The organism is Caballeronia sordidicola (genome assembly GCF_001544455.2).
GTDB lineage: Bacteria > Pseudomonadota > Gammaproteobacteria > Burkholderiales > Burkholderiaceae > Caballeronia > Caballeronia sordidicola.
Genome location: NZ_FCOC02000011.1, coordinates 21402 through 43672, shown reverse-complemented (window position 1 = coordinate 43672; position 22271 = coordinate 21402). Strand labels below are relative to the sequence as shown.

The following is a 22271-nucleotide window of genomic DNA, read 5'->3' as shown; positions in this document are numbered from 1 at the left end:
CAGCATTCTACCGCTGGCTGGCCCGAAGCCTTTTCTATCACCGGTTGTTGGTTTGCACGGAATCCTGACCCACGGGGGGTCAGATTTGGATGCAAATCAACAAAACAAGGCCAGTAATGCTTCCGCAAATACCAGCCGGTTATTTATGCCCGTTCTGTTGTGTCGGATATGGCACACTATGCTATGTTTCGAACGCTAACGTTGTCAGCGACGAGTACATGCCAATCCAGAAATTCATTGATAAACGAACGATCCAGCGTGCGCGGAGATTGTGGTTGCATTACGGCGTCTTTTGGCTGGGTGCTATCGCAACTGGGCTAGTCGCGGTTCTCTACGCGCGACTGATTGATTTCGGGTACAAGATTTTTCTTCATTATGTTTCGCGTGATTGGTGGCTTCCACTCCTTATCACGCCAGTCATTGGTGCGATAGGAGTCTGGCTAACTCGTCGCTATTTCGCGGGTGCCGAGGGAAGCGGCATTCCCCAAGTCATCGCAACACTTCACGATGACGGAGCGCTTGCGCCCCGTCTGCTCAGCTTTAGGATCCTAATCGGCAAGGTTGCAGTGTCATTCCTTTCCATCCTCGGCGGGTTCACCATTGGACGTGAAGGTCCCACTATTCATGTGGGGGCTTCGCTCATGTATAGCCTAAAGCGCTTTTATCCAGCACGATTTCGCGCAATTCGGGGTTTTGAACTGGAACGCAGGCTGGCGCTCGCCGGAGCAGCTGCGGGCCTCTCGGCAGCGTTCAACGCGCCGCTTGCCGGTGTAGTCTTTGCGATTGAGGAATTGACTCGAAGCTTTGAGCAACGCACGAGCGGCGTGCTGATCACCGCAATCATTTTTGCCGGGATCGTCTCTCTCGGATTGCAAGGCAATTACATTTACTTCGGCACCATCGATGTCAGCGGACAGTTCCCCCACTTGCTCGCCGTCGCGGTCTTGCTAATTGGCGTACTGTGCGGCGTAGCAGGAGGCGTTTTCTGCTGGCTTCTACTTAACACGCATCGATGGTTACCCGCATCAGTTGTGCGCTGGCGCGCTCGTCGACCGGTCGCCTTCGGAGCCGCTTGCGGACTAATCATCGCGGTGATCGGCGTTCTCTCAAGCGACCACACCTTCGGCAGCGGTTATGTAGAGGCGCGCGATATGCTCGAAGGTCACGCACAGCTCGGGGTGACCTATCCTTTTCTTAAAATGCTTTCAATGATCGGATCGTATTTGCCTGGCGTGCCGGGTGGCCTATTTGCGCCTTCGTTAGCAATCGGCGCTGGTATTGGCAATGCATTGCATCTCTTATTCGGCGACATGCAACTCCCAATGCTCATCGCACTGGGCATGGTAGGTTATCTCGCGGCGGTCACACAAAGCCCGATTACCGCTTTCGTCATTGTCATCGAGATGATAAACGGACACGCGCTCGTGATCTCCCTTATGGCAACAGCATTGATCTCAAGCCAAGTGTCGAAGTTTTTCGCTCCTGCACTTTATGAGGTCGGCTGAAAAAAGTGGACGCCAACATTCCGTAGAATTGAGGAATGGAGGCATTGATGAACCGAATCCCCAAAGCCGTGTACACGAAGGAATTTCGTGAAGAGGCAGTAAAGCTGGCAATGACTGACGGCGTTAGCGTGTCCGAAGCGGCGCGTCGACTGTCTATTTCGATGAAGACGTTGGCGAACTGGGTTCGCGCGGCAAAGGACGGCAAGCTGGAGAACGTTGGGCAAAACCAGAAACCACCGACAGAGATCGAGGCAGAGCTGGGGCGGCTCAAGCGAGAGTTGGCAGAAGTGAAGATGGAGCGCGATCTGTTAAAAAAGTTTGCGACGTACTTCGCGAAGGAGTCGCGGTGAAGTACGGCGTTATCGAACAGATGCGACAGCATTACCCGGTGCCGCCGATGTGCCGGTTCCTGGGCGTGTCCATCAGCGGCTACTATGCCTGGCGCACACGGCCGCTGTCGCTGCACGCTGAGCAGGAGCTTCAACTCGAAGCGCAGGTGCGCGCAGCTCACGAGCGTACCCGACAAACCTTCGGCCCGGAACGGCTACAGAAGGATCTGGCGAACCACGGTGTCCAGATTGGTGTTCACCGCATCAAGCGTTTGCGGGCGAAGCTCGGCCTGCGATGCAAGCAAAAGCGCAAGTTCAAGGCGACGACCAATTCCACGCACAACCTGCCAGTTGCACCGAACCTGTTGAACCAGGATTTCAAGGTGAGCGGGCCGAATCAGGTCTGGTGTGGCGACATCACTTATATCGCGACTGATGAGGGATGGCTGTATCTTGCCGGCCTCAAGGACCTGTTTAGCGGAGAGGTAGTCGGCTACGCGATGAGCGAGCGCATGACAAAACAGCTGGTCATGCAGGCACTGTTTCGGGCTGTCGCGTCACACCGACCACCGGCCGGTCTGATACAGCACACGGATCGCGGCAGTCAATACTGCGCTCACGCCTATCAGAAGCTCCTCAAACAGTTCGGCATGCAGGCCTCAATGAGCCGACGAGGAAATTGCTTCGACAACGCACCGATTGAATCCTTCTGGGGTTCGCTGAAAAATGAACTCGTCTATCATCGCAAGTTCGTGACCCGCAATCAGGCGCAGAAAGAAATCACGGAATACATCGAGATCTTTTATAACCGGCAGCGCACCCAGGCGCGTTTGGACTATCTGTCGCCGGCCGCTTTCACGCAGCGATTCTATTTGAGTAAAATCGCTGCTTAACCCGTTGGCGTCCACGGATTCCGACCGACCTCAATACCTTGATCAACCCAACGCACGACGTAACCAAGGATGCCCTGCGCATTGTTATCCAGCTCACTTTGAATTTGGTCGGCAGACCAGTCGGATTTTTCAACAACCGGAATGGCGAGCAAGTCATCAAGCAGTTCGTCACGAATACTCTCGTAGGACGTCTTTTCCATCGCCCGTTGCACGGCTCGCACATCGACCATGTGATAGTGCAGCGCATGTAGCGTTGCAGCGGTTGGCGAGGGTACCCATGCGGTGTTTGCGCCTGCCTTCGGGTGTTCGATCTTTTGTTCCAGCATCGCGCGCATCAAGTCGGGCATTGCCCACATGCCCTTGCCGATCTGCGCCCGCCCTCGTAGGCCTGCGCTTAGGCCTGCCAGCACATTATTACGCTCGTATGCTGCGATCCATTTCGACGATTTCATGTCGCCCTTGCGTATCATCGGGCCAGCGCGCATAGCGGTGTGCATTTCGTCGCCGGTCCGGTCAAGGAAGCCTGTGTTTATAAACGCGACCCGCGCCGCGGCCGCGCCAATGCACGCGAGCAAGTTGACGCTGGTACGCCTTTCTTCGTCCATAATGCCCATCTTGATGGTGTTCCCCGGCAAGCCAAGCAGCGCTTCGACGCGCCCAAACAGTTCCGACGCAAACGCTACTTCGGCGGGCCCATGCATCTTGGGCTTGACGATGTAAATCGAGCCTGTGCGCGAGTTGCGCTTGTTTATCAGGTCGTTCATCGCGCCAAGCGTAGTCATTACCGCGTCAAGCATGCCCTCAGGAATCTCATGTCCATCGCGATCAATGATCGTTGGATTAGTCATCAAATGACCAACGTTACGCACAAACAGGAGCGAGCGGCCATGCAATTTGACGATACTGCCGTCCGGTCTTTGATATTCGCGGTCTGGGCTAAGGCGCCTCGTGAAGGACTTCCCGTCTTTCGTCACATCTTCGGTGAGATTCCCCTTCATCAGGCCTGTCCAATTCCGATAAAGCCGTACCTTATCGGCGGCATCGACGGCCGCAACCGAATCCTCGCAGTCGATAATGGTCGACACGGCAGCTTCCATGAGCACGTCCTTGACGTGCGCCAAATCGGTCCTGCCGACGGGATCAGTGGCGTCAATCTGTATCTCAAAGTGCAGGCCATGATGCTTGAGTAAGATGGCAGATGGTGCGCCCGCCTCGCCTTGAAAGCCGACAAACTGATCGGGACTTTTCAGGCTGCTTATGCCCGAGGTAAGTGTAACTAAAAGATTGCCGTCTTCGACGGCGTAGAGCCTGGCGTCAGTGTGCGAGCCATTCGAAAGCGGCGCGGCTTCGTCAAGAAACGCTCGGGCGCGGGCGATCACCATCGCGCCGCGAGTAGGATTAAAAACTTTGGTACGCTCGGCACCGCCGGTGTCGGATATCGCGTCGGTTCCGTATAGGGCATCGTATAGGCTGCCCCAGCGCGCGTTTGCAGCATTGAGCGCGTAGCGCACGTTTGACAGCGGCACGACCAGTTGCGGGCCGGCTTGCTCAGCGATCTCCGTGTCGATGTTTGTAGTACACACTTTGACGACGGGCGTGGCCGGGACAAGATAGCCGATCCTCTCGAGAAACGCCCGATATGCTACTAGGTCACGCAACGGACCCGGGTTGGAACCGTGCCACGTGTCCACCTCGTCCTGAAGCCTATCGCGCTCGCCAAGCAGCGCGCGGTTCTTGGGACCGAGATCGTGCACGAGAGCGGCCAAGCCGGTCCAAAAATGTTCGCTTGAGACACCTGTGCCGGGCAATGCCTCCTCCTCGACGAACTGGTTAAAGACGGCCGCTATTCGGAGGCCGTTGCGTTTGATCATTTGACTCATGACGTAATTGCTCCGTTTCAGTCGAATTCATTACCTAAGTTTTCGCTTCATTAATTTGGTCTTTTAACCTTCGATTGCCCGCGCGCCTACCTTAGCTACCTGTGCGTCCTGTTCCGGCTTAACCCCCGATACACCCACTGCGCCAACGACGTGACCACTCACTATCACCGGAACGCCGCCCGCGAGCGAGGTCACGATGGGTGCGCTCAGAAACGCACTGCGCCCCGCGTTTACCATGTCCTCGTAGCTAACAGTCTCGCGTCGTCCGAGTGCGGCGGTGCGGGCTTTTTCCGTCGCGATGTATGCGCCGATCGGCGAACAACCGTCTAGACGCACCAGGCCGAGCGGATGTCCGCCATCGTCAACCGCAACAATCGAGACTGGCCACTTGTAATGCTCTGCTTCGACGCGAGCGGCTTCGAGAATGGCGGTAACTTCAGCGAAGCCGAGAATGGGCTTATTTTGCATGTAAGGGTGCTCCAACGTTGTGCTAGCCCTGGCGAGCTTGTTAACAAATTAGCGACTTAATTCGAAGGTCACGTTGCCGACGGTGATCTGAGGTGTGCCGTTCATAATGTCGTGGCCAATTACCGGTCGACCCTCCAGCCACAATAAGAGGCATCGCTCAAGCGATCGACCCTCCACCATCGACGACAACAGTGGAACCGGTTGCATACGGCGTTGTGGCCAAGTAGACAACAGCGTTCGCTACGTCTTCAGGCTGACCGACGCACCGAGCGGGCAAGCGCGCGGCCGCGGCTTCGAACATCGCCTGACGTGCTTCGTTGTTGAGCTTTGACCATAACGACGTAGCGACGAGTCCTGGAGAAACGGTATTCACCCTGACGGGAGAAAGCTCAAGCGCCAAGCCACGCGCCAAGGCCTCTAGCGCCGCATTAATAGCACCTTGCAATACGGAACTCTTGCTCGGCCGGATGCTAAGAAATCCGGAAACGAGCGTCAAAGAGCCACCGTCGGTTATTTTGGCTGCTTTCGCGATTCGGTAAGCACCCCAGAATTTACTGTTCATCGACGCATAGGCCTCAGCAAGGACGAGTTGCCCTATAGGCCCGCTCGCCGTCTCGGCGGCCGATACAACGATGTGGTCGAAAGAGTTCGCGTTGGCAAAGAAACTCTCAATAGAAGTCTCGTCCGTTGTATCAAGAATTGCAGTGACGATATCGCCTCCGATTTCGTTAGCGGCAAAGTCCAACTTGCTTTGGTTACGTGATGCGATGGTTATGAGAGCACCGCGAGCCGCAAACGCCCGAGCTGACGCAGCCCCGATTCCGGAACTGCCTCCAACAATTAAAACTCTTTTTTCTGCAAGATTTTCCATGAGCGTCGTCTTTGGGTTGTTGATTATGGTATTGATTAGTAGATATCGCCCTGTTAGCGATGAACGAACAGCCCCAACTAGATTAGGCTGCACTCACGATTGGTTAGTCTGTGACGCACCAAATCAGTGTGGTGAAAACGATGCTTAGTGACGCTAACAATCATCACGCCTTTGCCGTGTTGGCCGTCTTTCAGAATCGATGCTTGATGCCTGCGCCGAAGCTATTAGCTGTTCCAGTGCCGCTCAGCTTGTCGTACAAGTAACTGACATATACGTCTGTGCGTTTGGAAAGCGGATAATCAAAGGTCGCCCCTGCCGTGTTTCGATGAGCATCGATTGATCCCACCTCACGGGTAGAGTTTGTGCGGGAGTAGGCAAATTCCAGCGACGATACGCCAATTGGGATCGACACACCACCGTGGTAGGTGTCGTTAACAATGCCGAAATCGAATGATGCGGTATGAGTGTAGGAGGCGTAAAGACGAACGTAGTTAAAGTCGTACGTAGCGCCAAGAAAATATGCATCTTGCCGATAGATGGGTGCAACGACGCCCAATCCAGTTTTGACCCGTTGAGCGACGCCGGCTATGTACAGGGGGCCGTGGTCGTACACAAGCGTAGCGGTTTCATTATGAGTGCCGTTGCCCGGGGCAGTTGCTTGAACAGAAAAAGTCACACCGAGAATCGACGGCGACTGATAAAGCGCCGCGCTATCCCAACCGGTGTCGCCAAGCATTGTCCTGCCATAACCTACAATCCATGTCTGCGTCATCAAAGGGCTGAAGCGAAACGACCCACCCATCGGATTAGCCTTTGCCATGATGTAGAACAGCGGAGTCACCTGGCGCCCGAAACGTACTAGACCGTAAGGACTTGCAATCTCCACATAGGCGTTTCGCGAGTACAGCGCATCTCCAACATAACGGCCCCCCTGACCGGTGTTTGCCAGAATATAGCTCTCCACGGCGAACCCTGCCTTCAATCCTCCTCCGAGATCCTCCGTCCCGCGTATGCCGTAAAACGATGTAATCTGTCCGCCGTTCATCAGACCAACGACCGAGGAAGGATCGCCGCTCGCTTTGAAGTTACCAACGACTTCATCTATCAGACCATAGAGCTGCAGTGTCGAAGTTTGCGCATGGGCAAATGGGCAGGCAAAAAGCGCAATTGCTACGAAAAAAAATCGTCCTATATCTGTAGTATAACTAACTAAAATTTTCATTTTTTGTCTCCTGTTGTTTTCTTTTTCTCTTTGGTTACTCTTCTGGCCTAACCGGTCGATTGACCCGCAACGATTGGCTTACTGCTTCCATGACGGCGATATTAGCGACCATCTGCGCATCCGAGACCGGATAGACTTCGTTTGCCGTGATCGTCCTGCAAAAAGCCTCTAGATTTTCCCGTACCGAGTCATTCCATTCGAACCAGCTCGTATGCTCGGATCCATCGGACATTCGCACCGTCATGACGCTTGCACCGCGCGAGTCCGGGTGGTCCAGATTGCGGACCTCCACCCAACCGCTCGTGCCGAAGAACGCGATACGCATGTACAGCGGAGTCTCAAGGGTTGAGTTGACATACCCGGTCGACCCCGAGCCGAACCGCAGGTGAAGCGAAAGCGTCTTGCACGCCTCGTTCGAATCGCGCAGCGGCGAAGATGCATAGACCTCCGTGATGCCGCCTAAAAGGTCCGCGAACAAATCCGTCATATGTATCCCGGTCCCACTCAGGGGAAGGGGCACGTATGCGGCTTCTTTCAATCGCCAGTTTTCGTTCGACAGGTTTGCAAGCTTGTCATGGCTAAAGCTTCCTTCCGCATGCATGATTTTTCCAAGCTCCCCGCGTCGGACTAATGCAGAGGCGGCCCGAAGCGCCGCCTCGAACCTGCGTTCATGACCGATCCCGAGTCGCACGCCGGCGCTCCGACATGCGAGCGCACATGCTCGGGCGTCGGCAAGCGTTAGCGAAAGTGGCTTTTCGCAAAAGACGTGCTTGCGGTACGACGCTGCTTGCATCACCTGGTTTGCGTGAAAAGCATGAGGTGTTGTGATCACGACCATATCAATGCGCGCGTCTTTAAGAACGCTTTCGAAATCCAGCGTGAACGGAATTTCGAATTCTTCCGCAACCGCGCGATGAGGTTCACGGCTGCCGACCGCCACAACAAAATTCAGTGCCGGTGATGGTTGCATTTGCTTAAGCAGGTGTCGTCCCCACCATCCGAGCCCTATAATCGCTGCATTCACCGCCATGACTCGACCTCCATCACATAAAGGCCGCCGTTGTAGTCAGTCGAATAAATGAGCCCGTTGGCATCCACAAAAACGTCCGCCGATTGGATCACTAACGGCCTGCCCTGGCGGCTATCAACGAGACGACTGGGCGTAGGGGGTACCAGTGCGGCGATTTCGGACGGCTCGTGTTGATTACGGATGTCGAAGACACGGACCCCGGCGTTTTGATAGGTCGCGACTATGATTTCGGAGCTGACGAATGTACCCGGGCGGTTTTCGTGGAGATTGTGTGGACCGAAATGCCCGGGCTTTGCCGCGTAGTCTATTTCGTTGGGCGAAGGCAGCGTCGAAATGCTGGTCGGATTCGAGGGCTCGCGATTATCGAACACCCAGATGAATTTCTCGCCGTCGGCTTGATTGTCGAGCACCGCTTCGTCGAGTACGACAAGAAGGTCGCGCTCAGGCAGCGGAAGGCAGTTATGAGTGCCGCCCCCAAACGGCGGCGACCAGTTACGATGCACGACGAGCTTTGGCGCGGTCCGATCTGCCACATTCAACACCACCATCCCCGCGTCGCGCCACGCGCAATAAGCGGTGTCCCCGTGCACGATCGGATGGTGCAGACCATATCGGCGTGAGGTGTCCCAGCTAGGTGTTTCGCCTCCTGCGGCATGCATGCCAGGTAGCCAGAAGCGTCCCGCTTCAACAGGGCGCCGAGGATCGGACATATCAATGGTGATGAAGATGTAATCAGTGAAACCGTCAAGCAGTGCGGACGCATACGCCCAACGCCCACCCGTGTACCACAGTCGGTGGATTCCGCCTCCGTCGATTGACATGAAGCCAATCTCAAAGGGCGTATCCGGGCGCGAGATGTCATAGACGGCCAAGCCCGCGCGCCAATGGCGTTGCGTGCTTGTTCGGCTTGCCGTTCCCACCTTTTCGCCGAGCGCACCGCTGTAGTAGGCGCGTTCGTCTTGGAACTCAGTTGCGGCGAACATATCCTTGGCGTTAATCACGAGGAGCAAGTCGTCGTGTGCTTGCAGATGGATGTTCCAGGTATCAGGAGGCGCTGAAACATAATTGACGGCTGCGGGATTGCGCGGGTCCCGAACATCGATAACGCTGAATCCTTTCGAGAACATATGCCCGACGTAGGCGTAGCCATGATGGACCATCAGTTGGACACCATCCGGACGGTTTCCCTGGTCGCAATAGCCGATGAGACGCATGTTCTTTGAGAAGTCTGCGGCGGGTAGCGATTGACTGGACATATGTGGATCCTTGCTTGTTATTTGACGGTAAGCGCACGACTCAGAGTGATTTCAAGAAGTCGGACGAGGCTGTATTTTTCAAGATTCCGGCGACGCTATGAAACTCCCGCCAGTGATCATCGTGATTGACTACACCGGCCTCTTCGTCCAGCAATAGATATTCGCCAAGCGTGCGCCCACGTTCAAACGCCCGCCGTCCATCCACGAGCCGCTCTTTTTCAAACGCCGCCAGCGCTTCATCGACCGTCGTCGACGGATCGCCGGCAAGCCGGGCCAACACTTGCGCGTCGGCGGCAGCCTTCGCGACACCCATACCGATGTGCGGCCTGCCTACCGATGCGGCATCGCCGATCAGGGCAACCCGTCCAAACACCATCTTTGGACAGTACAGGTCGTAGATTGGTGTGAAGAACGGCCGCGGGATCACTGACAATGTGTCACTGAACGAAGGAGGCAGAGTTGTTGCCGCGGCCTGTTTCAATTCATCAATCAACGCTTGGCGCACGAGCGGCGGCGGAATGGAGACGGGGTGATGATTGCCCTGCTCGTCAACGAGCATGTCTTCGAGTGTCCGCGGATCGACCGGCCTGTACCAGACCCAGTTGAACCGGCGTCTGCCCGCTTCGAGCGCGTGGTCGGTGCCGGGTATCGGATAGCCGATGATCTTGTTTTTCGGTGGAAGGAAGAACGCGAACTTGTCGAAGATGGTCTGCTTCGCGGAAAGCGGCATGTCTGCTTCGTCCGCTACCCCGCGCCAAATCACATAACCTGCGTAGGCAGGCTGGACCGAAGGCATGTACATGCCGCGCACCATGGAACGGTAACCATCCGCGGCGATCAGCAGATCGGCTTGCTCTACGCGTCCGTTCGAAAAACGGGCGGTGACACCCTTCTCCGTTTGCTCGATGGATTGCAGATTGCAGCCGAGGTGGTGGTGCTCGCTGGGGATCGTGTCCCGCATCAATTGATGCAGGCGATCCCACGATGTAACAATCTGCGGATATGCGAGGCGCTCGATGACATTGTCGCGCTGATCAAGTGCGATTCGGTCGTTAATGGCAACGCCGAGGCGCTCGATGTCCGCACCACTTTCGACAAGCGCGGCGAGGAGTTCGCTGTGCGTGACTATTCCTGCTCCACGGCCAAAAAGCTCCACATCGGACCGCTCGAACAGATCGACGATCCATCCCTGCTTGCGCAGCAGCGCGGTCGCAAAAAGTCCTGCCATGGAAGCGCCGATCACGAGCGCTCTGCGCTGGCCGGGCTGTGTGACTTGCTGGTTCATCGTTTTAACCTCACGACAGTACACATGATGGGTAGAAGCCTTGGTGGCTTTTTACGTCTGCGTTCCCGCGCTCATCCTCTGTCTGGCGGCAGAGAGTAGGATCAGGCCTTGCGCAGTCGGGAGAAGTCAAAAAAACACATCAATACGATTGCAACGCAAGGGGGCGCAACGACCATGATGTTGGCGGCTGTCGACCATCCCCATATCTCAACGAGTTCGCCGAAAAGGAAACCGGCAAATGGTCCACTCAGGTAGAAACCTGTCATCGCCGCAGCAACGGCATAGCCGATCTTCTGAGGAGGGGCACTTCGCTGGATCACAGAGACAAACCGCGCGTAGAAGTAGCCACTGACCATCAAGCCGAAGAGGAGCGAGAGGATTCCGTGTACCAGCGGCTGCGCAGTTCCGTGAAACATCAAATAGCTCACCGCCGCAAGCACCAGGAGGCAAGCAAAGATGCCCGCCTTGCCGAGCCGATCGCCCGCCCAACCGCCCACCACTGCACCGATCGCGCCCAAGCCGTACATGCCTAACGCAGAACCCGCTGCAACCGACGTGAATCCCAGGCGTTCATGGAGATACGTGGCATAGAGCGCCGTATAGGAGAAAAACGAAAGACCCACCAATGAAAAGGACAGCGCGCCAAGACACACGTTGCGGTTTAATAATTTCGAGGCACGCGCGGCCGCAGAATCGAACGATTCCATTTCGTCCATTTGCTCGACAGCTTCGCTGAAAGCAGGCGGCATGAACCGCGAAAGCAACACAGCCACGACTATTCCCGCCACGCCAAAGACATAAAACGGCATCTCCCATTGTCCGAACGATTGATGCAGACGAGTTCCGATGATGGGTCCCATCAACGCGCCGAGCCCGAAGAACGCCTGCATGCATCCCATTGCTGCGCCACGTGAGCGTGCAAAGTAGCCACCCAGGCAGCAGTAAAGTGCGCCGACCTGTAACGCCTCCCCGACGCCAGTCAGCGCTCGATATGCCGCGAGTGTGACGAACCCCTGCGCAAGCGGTGTGATCAACGTGAATACCGAGTACGCGATGAGGCCGCCAACCAAGATGGACTTGCGCGTGAAGCGCGCGTAAAACCAGCCGCCAAGCGCGCCAAAAGCAGCGACATTAATGGTGAAAACGGTGCTCACGAAACCTGCCTGCGCGAGGGACAGGCCGTATGTACCGCGTATTGCAGTCAGCAGCGAGGGGAACACCTGCCTGTCCATTGCGTTGAACATATAGGACGTGCCTAGCAGGCACATTACCAATACAAGCGCAGGTTTGGACAGTCGCCCATAGGACGCAGTTACTTGGGGATGGTCTGCATAGCCTTGAATGCCATTCATCAAAGTCTCCAATATAAGGTTTAGGTCTGGGTTCTAATTTCAGCTCCGCCAATGAGGCGACGCGTGAACTGCCCAAACTCTTTCCGTGCGAAGCTGCAATCGATTATCGTGATCGGTGATCGCGATTTGCTTTCAGACAAAGGCGCTGAGTCCCTCCATCTGAAAGCCGATTTCCTTCAGAGCTTGGTCGAGCGTTAAACGATCTTGCTCAGACAGCGAAGTGAGTGGTGGCCGGACGTCAGCCCAACCGGGAGACGCTGTGACTTGCGAAAGCGTGTACTTCATTGCAGGAATCATTGGCATGGACGAGAAGACGCGGCGTACCGCCAATGTCATGGCTTCGTCTGGCGCGTGCGCGTCCGGGGCCGTAACTAGCGACTGGTAATAGCGGGCGAGTCCAAATGGATTCATATTTGCTGTTGCGCTGATGCAACCCACGGCGCCCAGTGGCAACGCTTTGGCCAACAAGGCTTCGCTGGCTGGGAAAACACTGAAGCCGTCAGCGGAAAAGGCGCGGATCGTAGCTTCGATATTTGACCAGTCGCCAGAAGAATCCTTCAGTCCGCAAACCGTACCGCTATAGCGCTTAAGCAACCGCTCGATTAAACCTAGCGTGATCGGCACGCCCGTCATTTGCGGTATGTGATAGAGATAGAGCCTTAGGCGATCATCGGCCACGGTGTCGATGACATCGGCGAAATAGCTGAAAAGACCATCCTCAGACGGGTCTGGGTAGTAGAACGGCGGAAGCATTAGCACGCCACTGACCCCTAGGCCGAGTGCATGGCGTGTCAGCTCAACGGTCTCTTTAACCGAACACGTGCCCGTTCCCGGCATGAAACGCCGCGGGTCTAAACCCGAGACGATCAATTCCTCCAGCGCGTCCTGACGCTCGCCGAGTGAAAGCGATGCTGCTTCAGAATTAGTACCGAAAACCGCGAGTCCGACGCCAGCGTCGACAAGCCAACGGCAGTGGGCAGTAAAGACCCTTTGATCAATCTTGCCCGCGGAATCGAAAGGCGTCAGCGCGGGTGCAAATACGCCACTAAGTGGTTGGGCAGGGAGTTCAGCGTTAAAAGAGGTCATCATTTCATATCCGTGAAGTTGAAGAATGCGACTGCTTTTTCGAACTGCTCATCCAAGGAGCGGGGCAAGATCCTTTTCGTGACTGTCCGCCACCGGAGCAGTGCGAGCGGCTTTGTGCGCTATGGCGAGCAGTTCCGCAAAATGCACGACCCGCCTGCCCGTGCCCTGTTGAATCTGCTCGCGGCAGCTAAAGCCGTTGCTCAAGACAAGGGTAGTCTGCGGCGAGCTTCGAATGGCAGGAAGCAAAACCAGTTCACCAACGGTCGACGAGATATCCGCATGCTTCGGGTCAAAGCCAAACGACCCCGCCATCCCACAACAACCGCTGTCCAGCATTGTTGCAGTGACTCCCATTGCGTCGAGAATTGCCTTGTCACCTGCCGTACCGAACAGAGCTTTTTGATGGCAATGCGTATGTACGATTACCTCAGCGTCCATTTTCGGCGGCGTATATGCATTCGCCGCGAGAAAGTCGGCGAATAGATATGTTTTGTCACTGAGAGACTTGGCGCGGGGATCATCAGGAAACAACTTGAGCAATTCATCCTTGAACACCGACATGCAGCCTGGCTCAAGCCCTACTAATGCAACGGGAGCGCACTCCCCCTCAAGCATCGGCGAAAGCGTGTCAAGGATGGTTTTAAGCCGTTCGCGGGCAAGGTCCAAATAGCCGAAGTCGTACAATGGGCGCCCGCAACACATTGCTTTTGCTGGCAGGACCGCGTTGAAGCCAGCATGCCCTAGGACCGTTGCGGCCGCCTCGGCGATCTCCGGATGGAAATTCTCACAAAATGTGTCAACCCAAAGAATGACGCTAGGAGCGCTACCATTGCCGATGCCGATTCGACCCATAGCCTTGCGGCGGTAGCTCTTCGGAGCGAACTTTGGCAGGCTCCGCGCAGCACTTACTCCGGCGAGTCGCTTTGCTATCGCTGACAGGACCGGCGTCTGAGTCATGAAGTTTGCAACGGCAGGCATTCTCGCAGCGAGTGGCGCCCAGTCGCCAATGCGTCCCATCGATAGCGCTTGTCGGGGTCGCCGGTGCTTCTCGAAATAATGCGAGAGAAACTCCGCCTTATATGAGGCCATGTCCGTATGCGTGGGACAATCGCTGCGACATCCCTTGCATGCAAGACAAGTATCAAGCGCCTCCTTGACGTTCTCGCTTTGCCAGCCCTCGTTGATCAGATCGCCCTGGAGCATTTCCCATAGCAACCGTGAGCGCCCGCGGGTGGAAAAGCGCTCGTCGTGCGTCGCACGGAAGCTTGGACACATAGTCCCGCCCTTATGAGAACGGCATCGGCCAGTGCCTACGCAGCGTTCGAGCGCTCGCTGGAAGCCATCGCCCTCAGCGCCTCGAAACTTTAGACGGGTTGAAAAATTAACGACCTTGTAATCCGGCCCCAGCCGCAGATGGTCGTCAAGCCGGTTAGCATTGACGATTTTGCCGGGGTTCATGCGGTTGTCAGGATCCCAGATGCGCTTGAATACGTGCATGGCCTCCATGATCTCGTCACCGAACATGATAGGAAGCAGTTCGGCGCGCGCTTGCCCGTCGCCGTGCTCGCCAGATAGCGACCCGCCATATTCGACGACGAGTTGTGCGGCTTCCCGCGCGAAATTACGATAATCGAGCACGCCTTGTGCATTACGCAGATCAAACGTGACCCGCGCGTGCACGCAACCGTCACCGAAGTGCCCAAAAAGCGACGTGCGGTAACCGTAGCGATCAACAAGCGCCTGAAAGCCACGCAAGTAATCGCCTAAACGCGCCGGGTCCACCGCTGCGTCCTCCCAACCCACCTTGGGGTCGACTACATTAGGGTCGATGGACAATTGCGTACTGGAGGCGCCGTTCTCGCGGATGGACCAGATGCGTTTCTGATCATCGCGACTTGTGATTAGCGCGCTAGTGGGTTGCGGGCCGCACTGGCGACTGGACAGGACACTGTGAGCGTGCTCGGCGAGAGCAGTCGCCGCGTGGAGCGTATCCGCCCCAAATTCAAGGACTACCCAAGCGTCACCCGGCGGCAGCATTGCGATCTCTGCCGCTGCAAGTTTGCGCGCTTGCAAGCCGCGTATGATCGCGCGGTCGAGCCCTTCAATCGCTATCGGGCTGCACAGCAAAAATTCCGGGACAGCATCAGCCGCCACATAGATGTCCGGAAACCCCAGTACCAGCACGACACGCTCGCTCGGACTCTTGACTAGGCGCACCTTGGCTTGCAATGTCAATGCGCAAGTGCCTTCCGTGCCCACCAGCGCACGCGCTACATTGAAGCCGTTTTCCGGCAGCAACTGATCAAGGTTGTATCCGGATACGCGTCGCTTGAGCGTCGGGAACCTGGCCCTAATCCGGTCGGCATACTTATCGCGCAGGGCTTTCAACGACGCATAGATTTCCCCCCGCCTGCCACCTACCGCGATGATCCGTTCAAGCTCAGCGTCACTGGTTGGTCCCACCCAGAACCGGGCGCCGTCATAGGTCATGACCTCGAGCGCTTCAACATTTTCCAGCGTCTTGCCCGCCATGACTGAATGGGGCCCGCAGGAATTATTGGCAATCATGCCGCCGATAGTGCATCGGCTGTGCGTCGACGGATCGGGTGCGAACGTCAGTCCGTAACCCTCAGCTGCGTCGCGCAATTGATCGCAAACTACGCCAGGTTCGACGATGGCGGTCCCCGCACGGGGATCCAGGTCAATGATGGCCGCACATTGGGCGGAAATATCGAACACTACCGCTGTATTGACGGCCTGTCCGCTCATAGATGTGCCGGCGCCACGCATGAGAACCGGCGCCTTGTGCCTACGGCAAATGGCCACGCCAGCATTTACCTCGTCGAGTGAGCGCGGGACCACGACTGCAATCGGGACCTGTCGGTAATTTGAGGCGTCCGACGCATAAACAGCGAGATGGCCGCGATCGAAGTGCACGCAGTCGCCCAAGGCTTGCTGCAAGTCCTGCCGCAGCGCATGCCAGGGTTTGCTCAAGCGCGTAGCGTCCGATTCGACCGAAGCGCGGTGTTCTGGCCCAGTCAAGGGTGAGTAGATCGACGCCATGTATTCAGATCCGGCTAGTTGAGTGTTTCATTCTGCTAAAGTTTGCCCGCGCACCGCTCGGACGAACTCGGCAGCGGCTTGACCGATTTCGTGCGGACAGTCCTCGGGTACGTAATGTTTTGCGCTGACGGTGATCTCTTTCTGGTTCGGCCACGCGCGGCAAAATTCGCGTGCTGCGCCTGCGGTCCCGTGCCCCTCGTCGGCGTTGATGAAGAGCTTCGGCAAATGCTCGCTCCGCGCAAGCCAGTCGCTATAGCGCTTGACCCGTACAAAGGTGTCCGGCGGATCGCCGTCGAAGGGGATTTGACGTGGCCAGACCAGTGTGGGCAGCCGCGATACACCCGGCGTTTTGAACGGCTTCGCGTAGACCTCTTTTTCTGCCGTCGATAACGGTCGCTTCACGCCGAGTTCGAAGAGCATTTTGTCCACGAAGAAATTTTCCTCCAACACCATCTGCTCGCCCTCGGCTCCGCGCAACTTCCGGAAGACGGCCTGACGCTCGGGCGGCATATCGGTCCACAGCCGTGGCCGGACCATAGCTTCCATGTAGACAATTCCAGCGACGGATTCAGGAAAACGCACTGCCCGATCGAAGCCAAGCGCCGCCCCCCAGTCCTGAACGACCAAAATTATTTCTTCCTGCAAATCCAGTTGCTCGAACCAGGCATCCAGATATTTTGCGTGGTCGTCGAAGCGATACGAGTACGTAGGCGAGGGGCTGGATTGACCCATGCCGATCAAATCGGGCGCTAGGCACCGGCCGAGTGGCTCCAGGTAGGGAATCACGTTGCGCCATGTGTACGAGGAAGTCGGATTGCCGTGCAGCAGCACGATGGGTTTTCCCTCGCCGACGTCCACGTAGGCCATTTCAGCGTCACGGACGCGTGCTCTTTGCATGTCGTAAGGGAATGCGGCCGAAATTGCCTGACTCATTGCCTGTCTCCGTTTGGCAGCGATCGTTGGACAATCAGTGCGCGGTTTGTGGTAGCGGAACCGCGGTGCAAGCGGGTAAACACTGTGTGTTGCACCTAGCGATCTCACCTCTTGTTTGCGTAGTGTCCACGTCCCATACTCTGACTACAAACGAATTCTGGTCAGCTTTTGCATGAGGTTTATGAATGAATCCGCGTCGCCTAACACCTTCAATGTCTCTGCTGATCGCCTTTGACGCCGCAGCGCGGCGCCTAAGTTTTACCGAGGCGGCGTCAGATCTTGTCTTGACTCAAAGCGCCGTTAGCAGGCAAGTCCAAGCGCTTGAGGAACTGCTCGGCGTGCCCCTTTTTCGCAGAGCGAATAGGAAGCTCACCTTGACCGCGATCGGCTCGGTCTATCACCGGGAGATTGATGTGGCGTTGCAACGTGTGCGCAGTGCATCGCTTCAGGCGATCGCATCGCAGACAGGTCGAGGCAGCCTTGACTTAGCCGCCCTGCCCACATTCGCCAGTAAATGGCTCATGCCGCGACTATCAAATTTTTACGAAAAACACACAGGTATCCAGATCAATTTGCACTCGCGTATCGGTCACTTCGATTTGGAACGCTCGGGTATTGATGCTGTAATCGGCGTAAGCGAGGCGCCTTGGCCGGGCGTAGTGTCGTATAAAATTTGCGATGAGACGTTACTCCCAATCATGAGTCCGGCCATGGCGGAGACCTTGCCAATAAAGGAGCCGGCCGACGTCTTTCGCCATTTACTGCTGCGCGTAGCAGCAAGGCCGGACGCATGGGGCAACTGGTTCGAGGAGCAATTTCTTGACAACCGTTCAATGAACGTGGGACCGCAATTCGAGCTGACGTCTCACCTGATCGAAGCCGTATCATCTGGCCTTGGCATTGGCTTAGTGCCAAGTTTTTTAATCGAGGGCGAGTTGCGCGCAGGGTCCGTGACTCTGGCAATCGATCGTCCATTGAGGACTGGCCGAAGCTATTATCTTTTCCTTCCGGCCGGGGAACCGCCACTCCCCCAAAGCGTGGTTTTCCGAGACTGGATTCTCGCGGTAGCTAAAGAATTTTTTGCGAAACACGGCTGATTACGCCCTGGGAAATCACAGACATCTGCACTTTGAGGACTGGCACCCTTTTCCGGACACGAACGGCCACAACCATTGTACCGACACGCCTCACCCGTTTTCTCTCGCAAGTAGTTCGAGCTTCTCGATTGCTCTTACCACTGCCGGACGCCCAAACATCGCGTCGTACCAGCGTTGCACATGGGGCGTCTCGTCGAAAGTCAGGTCCGGAAAGGCGCGTCTCCAAATCCATCCAAAATGCGCAATATCCGCGATGGAATATTCGTCGCCTGCAACGAACGGCTGCTTGGCAAGGGTAGCGTCGAGCAGTTTCAGCTGCCGGTTCGCTTCGCCGGAAAAGCGCTCGATGGCGTGCGGCACAACCTTCGGTGCAAATTTCAGGAAGTAACCCGCCTGTCCGAAGGCTGGGCTCAGCCCGGAAGCATGGACGAACAGTTGTTCAAACGTGCGCGCCCGGCGCACCGGGTCTTGCGAGAGTAGCTTGCCGTGCTTTTCAGCGAGATAAACAAGGATGGCCGAAGACTCGGTCAGCGTGAAATTGCGGTCGTCGGTGGTCAGTACGGGCACCTTCCCGTTAGCATTCAATGCAAGAAATCCGTCGCTTTTCTGCTCGCCCTTTCGAACGTTGACGGCATGTAGCGTGTAGTCGATTCCGAGTTCTTCGAGTGCGATCGGCACCTTAACGGAATTGGGTGTAGCGAATGCATAAACGTGGTACATGGCGTGTAATCCTTTAAGAGAGATGTCGGCTTGACGTGAGACGAACTTTGCGTGGCATTCGACATCCGGTGAAGTCCGGCCGGAGCGATAAGCGCTATTCCCGCGAGGAATGACCAATGACTCCCGACGGCTCACCCTTCTGACTATTCCGCTCAGGAATGACAGCTATCTCCCGGTACCGTCTTCTGCAGATTCGCGCTTGCCCTGAAGATCCAGAGGTCTTTTCCCTTTTCTCAGGTAACGCGCAATGAACACCCTCTTTACCCAAACTCAGGTCGGTCCCTATCCGGTCAGCCACCGCGTCGTCATGGCGCCACTCACACGGATGCGCACCGACGCGCACAATGTTCCCGGCGATCTGATGGTCGATTACTACGCGCAGCGCGCCTCGTCGGGCGGTTTGCTGATTTCCGACGCGACATCGGTGTCTCCACTTGGCTTCGCCTATGCGGGCGCACCGGGGATCTACACCGAAGGACATGCGCGCGGCTGGCGACGCGTCACCGACGCCGTCCACGAAAAAGGTGGACGTATCTTCCTGCAACTGTGGCATGCGGGACGACAGGCGCACCCCGCCAACATCGGCGGAGAAATGCCGGTCGCGCCTTCTGCCGTGCGTGCCTATGAACATTCGGCAATCCATGACGAAAACGGCCAGATTATCGAGGTCGAACAGGTGTTCCCGCGTGCCCTCGCACTCGAAGAGATTCCGGGCGTGATCGAAGCATTCCGTCACGCGGCGGTGCTCGCGAAACAGGCCGGTTTCGATGGTGTCGAATTGCATGCAGCCAATGGTTATCTGCCCGACCAGTTTCTGCAGGACGGCTCGAATCACCGCACGGATGCATACGGCGGCTCGCTTGAGAACCGCGCGCGTTTCCTGTTCGAGGTGCTCGATGCAATCGGTTCGGTATGGGACGCTGGCCAGATCGCGGTTCGTCTTTCGCCTGGAAGTTCGTACGGCACGATGTCCGATAGCGATCCGCACGCAACGTTCGGCTACGTCGCGCGTCGTCTGGATGGCTATGGACTAGCGTATCTGCATGTGATCGAACCACGCGTGCGCGGTAACGATGACGTCGCCGCAGCGGTGTCGGCGGTCTCGGCGAAAGACTTGCGGCGCGTGTTCAAAGGCACGCTCATCGTGGCAGGCGGCTTCACTGCGGACAGCGCGCATCGCATGATCGAGGCAGGCGACTCCGATCTCGTCGCGTTCGGGCGTCTGTTCATCTCCAATCCGGATCTACCCGAGCGACTGCGCGTCGGGGCGCCACTGAACCGTTACGACCGCTCGACGTTCTACGGTGGCAATGCGCACGGCTACACCGATTATCCCTTCCACAGCACCGCGCTGGTTATCTGAACCGGAAGCGAGCGTTGTGAACAGCCCCGCCGCAGGATCACCTGCGGCGGGGCTGTTTATTTCAGCGAATCGTTTCCGTGAATTGCGATGCAGATTACAAAGACTGCCCGACACCCACAATTACATCGACCTGGTTCTGACGCAATAGACTTCCGGCTGAAAACCTCTCAGTCGCGATACGGACTTCAAGGTCCTTCAAGGAGAAGTAGCAGCATGGACCGGATGGCAGCAATGGAAACGTACGTCAGCGTAGTGGAGGCGGGCTCGTTCTCGGCAGCCGCAAAGCGGCTCAAACTCGGGCAACCGGCCGTCTCGAAGTCGATCGCGCAACTCGAAGAGCGACTCGGCGTGCGACTCGTGTTGCGCTCGACACGCGGGCTGACGCCCACCGATGCCGGTCAGCGTTTCTACGAACACGCGCGGCGCGCAATCGAGGAAGTGGACCTTGCCGAGCATGTCGCGCGCGACGTGTCTACCGGGCTGTCCGGTGCGCTTCGCATCAGTGCCGCCGTGACCTTCGCGCGCCTGCACATCCTGCCCGCTCTCAAGACCTTTCTGGACCGGCACCCCAATCTGCAGATCGATATCGTACTGGACGATCGCACCATCGACCTGCTCGAAAAAGGCGTAGACGTTGCGTTGCGTATGGGATCGCTCGACGATTCGACCATGACCGCGCGCCGCCTTGCGCAAAGCCGCCGGCTGGTTGTCGGCACGCCCGCGTATCTCGCCGAAGCGGGCGTGCCGAAGACGCCTGCGGAGCTCAGCCAGCATCAGGTGATCGTGTATTCGTTGCGAGGCGGTGGCGAGTCGTGGGCGTTCAGCCAGCAGGGAAAGGAAGTGGCGGTGGTGGTATCGGGGCGCGTCAGCGTGAGCGCCGCCGAGGGCATGCGTACGACCTTGCTCGGCGGCATGGGCTTGGCAATCGCGTCGGAATGGATGTTCTCGCCGGAACTCGCCGACGGCTCGGTCCAGGCGGTACTGATCGACTGGGAATTGCCCTCGATCGACCTGTGGGCGGTATTCCCGGCCGGGCGCCTGGTGAGTGCGAAGGCACGCGCCTTTGTCGCCTTCGTGGAAGAGATACTCGGTGCCGCTGGCAGCAGCCCGGGCGGTACGTCCTCAGAAAGCGAGCTTGCCGATTGATGCTCCACCGTCGACGTACAGCGTTTGACCGGTCATGAAAGCGGCCGCGTCAGACAGAAGCAATTCAATCGTCGCGGCAATTTCATGGGGCTTACCGAAGCGGCCCATCGGCACTGAGGCCAGATACCGCTTCTCGCCCGCGCTCCCCGGCGGATTGTTCGCCCGAAACAGCGCGGTCTCTGTCGGACCTGGTGCGACGGCATTCACCGTAATGCCCGTGCCAGCCAGTTCCAGTGCCCACGATCGCGCAAAACTCACCAACGCGGCTTTCGCCGCGGCATAGGCCGTGCGTTGCGTCATGCCGAGAATCGTCAGGCTGGAAATGTTCACGACGCGTCCCCAGCCACGCGCCCGCATACCGGGAAGCAGCGCCTGAACGGTCTGCACGGCGGGGTGAAGATTCAGCGCGAGGACGTCGTCGAGATCGTCGAGCACGACTTCACCCAGACGCTGAGGTCTGACGAGCGCGACATTGTTCACCACGCCATCGAACGCGTGACGGCGCACCAGATCATCCAATACCGCACTCGTTGCGGCATGGTCGGCAAGATCGGCTGACCAGTTCGCCTGGGAAATCGCTTGCTTCGCGCGCGAGACCCACGACTTGGTGGCCGTCCGCAAGCAGCCGTTCTGTTAACGCGAGGCCAATGCCCTTAGTCGCGCCTGTTACGAGAAATGTACGCTGTGTCATCAAATGCCCTTTACGAACCGGAAGGAATCGAAAAGCCGCGCCGGGTTCTCCGGCGCGGCGTGGTAAGCGTTTAGCGATAAA

The 22271-nt window shown here is 57.1% G+C and carries 17 protein-coding genes and 1 pseudogene; 5 read left to right on the top strand and 13 right to left on the bottom strand.

The window, feature by feature from the left end:
• Positions 1-218: 218 nt before the first annotated feature.
• On the top strand, positions 219-1505 hold the full coding sequence (locus AWB64_RS17935) for a chloride channel protein (protein ID WP_060856788.1): 1287 nt from the start codon (positions 219-221) through the stop codon (positions 1503-1505).
• Positions 1506-1552: 47 nt separating this feature from the next.
• Positions 1553-2727 (top strand): IS3 family transposase gene (locus AWB64_RS17925; protein ID WP_099050561.1). Its coding sequence is split into 2 segments (ribosomal slippage): positions 1553-1826 and positions 1826-2727, totalling 1176 coding nucleotides; the frame shifts between segments, so codons are not numbered across the junction.
• Here the strand turns inward: AWB64_RS17925 and AWB64_RS17920 are convergent.
• From AWB64_RS17920 to AWB64_RS17870, 11 genes are all read right to left on the bottom strand, one after another.
• Positions 2724-4607, bottom strand: coding sequence for a malate synthase G (locus AWB64_RS17920; protein WP_082850531.1), 1884 nt, complete (start codon positions 4605-4607; stop codon positions 2724-2726). The two genes, AWB64_RS17925 and AWB64_RS17920, sit on opposite strands and share 4 nt — an antisense overlap.
• A gap of 63 nt (positions 4608-4670) precedes the next feature.
• A complete protein-coding gene (locus AWB64_RS17915) occupies positions 4671-5075 on the bottom strand; it encodes a heme-binding protein (protein ID WP_060856786.1) in 405 nt (134 codons plus the stop codon).
• A gap of 157 nt (positions 5076-5232) precedes the next feature.
• Entirely contained in the window at positions 5233-5946 is a 714-nt protein-coding gene (locus tag AWB64_RS17910; RefSeq protein ID WP_060856785.1) for an SDR family oxidoreductase, read from the bottom strand.
• A 190-nt stretch (positions 5947-6136) separates the two neighbouring features.
• Positions 6137-7168: a porin gene (locus AWB64_RS17905; RefSeq protein WP_060856784.1), complete on the bottom strand. Its 1032-nt coding sequence runs from the start codon at positions 7166-7168 to the stop codon at positions 6137-6139.
• 34 nt (positions 7169-7202) lie between these two features.
• A complete protein-coding gene (locus tag AWB64_RS17900; protein WP_060856783.1) occupies positions 7203-8198 on the bottom strand; it encodes a Gfo/Idh/MocA family protein in 996 nt (331 codons plus the stop codon).
• The gene (locus AWB64_RS17895; protein ID WP_060856782.1) at positions 8189-9454 is read right to left on the bottom strand and encodes an LVIVD repeat-containing protein; all 1266 of its coding nucleotides are present in this window, start codon (positions 9452-9454) and stop codon (positions 8189-8191) included. Before AWB64_RS17895 ends, AWB64_RS17900 begins: the two co-directional genes overlap by 10 nt.
• A 40-nt stretch (positions 9455-9494) precedes the next feature.
• Entirely contained in the window at positions 9495-10739 is a 1245-nt protein-coding gene (locus AWB64_RS17890; RefSeq protein WP_060856781.1) for an FAD binding domain-containing protein, read from the bottom strand.
• Between the two features lie 101 nt (positions 10740-10840).
• Positions 10841-12091 carry an MFS transporter gene (locus tag AWB64_RS17885; protein ID WP_082850530.1) on the bottom strand — a complete coding sequence of 417 codons (1251 nt, stop codon included), beginning with the start codon at positions 12089-12091 and terminating at the stop codon, positions 10841-10843.
• 132 nt (positions 12092-12223) lie between these two features.
• Positions 12224-13180, bottom strand: coding sequence for a dihydrodipicolinate synthase family protein (locus tag AWB64_RS17880; protein WP_244164106.1), 957 nt, complete (start codon positions 13178-13180; stop codon positions 12224-12226).
• A gap of 45 nt (positions 13181-13225) precedes the next feature.
• Positions 13226-16240 (bottom strand): FAD-binding and (Fe-S)-binding domain-containing protein, encoded by a 3015-nt coding sequence (locus AWB64_RS17875; protein WP_060856779.1) that lies wholly within the window; start codon positions 16238-16240, stop codon positions 13226-13228.
• A 27-nt stretch (positions 16241-16267) separates the two neighbouring features.
• Entirely contained in the window at positions 16268-17173 is a 906-nt protein-coding gene (locus AWB64_RS17870) for a haloalkane dehalogenase (protein WP_075643300.1), read from the bottom strand.
• Between the two features lie 185 nt (positions 17174-17358).
• Here AWB64_RS17870 and AWB64_RS17865 point away from each other — a divergent pair, with 185 nt between their 5' ends.
• Positions 17359-18270: a LysR substrate-binding domain-containing protein gene (locus AWB64_RS17865; protein ID WP_060856778.1), complete on the top strand. Its 912-nt coding sequence runs from the start codon at positions 17359-17361 to the stop codon at positions 18268-18270.
• A 90-nt stretch (positions 18271-18360) separates the two neighbouring features.
• Here the strand turns inward: AWB64_RS17865 and AWB64_RS17860 are convergent, their stop codons facing one another.
• Complete coding sequence (locus AWB64_RS17860; RefSeq protein ID WP_244164104.1) at positions 18361-19107, bottom strand: glutathione S-transferase family protein; 747 nt, start codon at positions 19105-19107, stop codon at positions 18361-18363.
• Positions 19108-19237: 130 nt separating this feature from the next.
• Here AWB64_RS17860 and AWB64_RS17855 point away from each other — a divergent pair, with 130 nt between their 5' ends.
• Positions 19238-20353 (top strand): alkene reductase, encoded by a 1116-nt coding sequence (locus AWB64_RS17855; protein WP_060856776.1) that lies wholly within the window; start codon positions 19238-19240, stop codon positions 20351-20353.
• Between the two features lie 213 nt (positions 20354-20566).
• Positions 20567-21499: a LysR family transcriptional regulator gene (locus tag AWB64_RS17850; protein WP_060856775.1), complete on the top strand. Its 933-nt coding sequence runs from the start codon at positions 20567-20569 to the stop codon at positions 21497-21499.
• On the opposite strand, the pseudogene AWB64_RS17845 reads toward AWB64_RS17850, so the two are convergent.
• Positions 21476-22190 (bottom strand): annotated as a pseudogene (locus AWB64_RS17845) (SDR family oxidoreductase). The gene AWB64_RS17850 and the pseudogene AWB64_RS17845 overlap by 24 nt on opposite strands.
• Between the last annotated feature and the right edge of the window lie 81 nt (positions 22191-22271).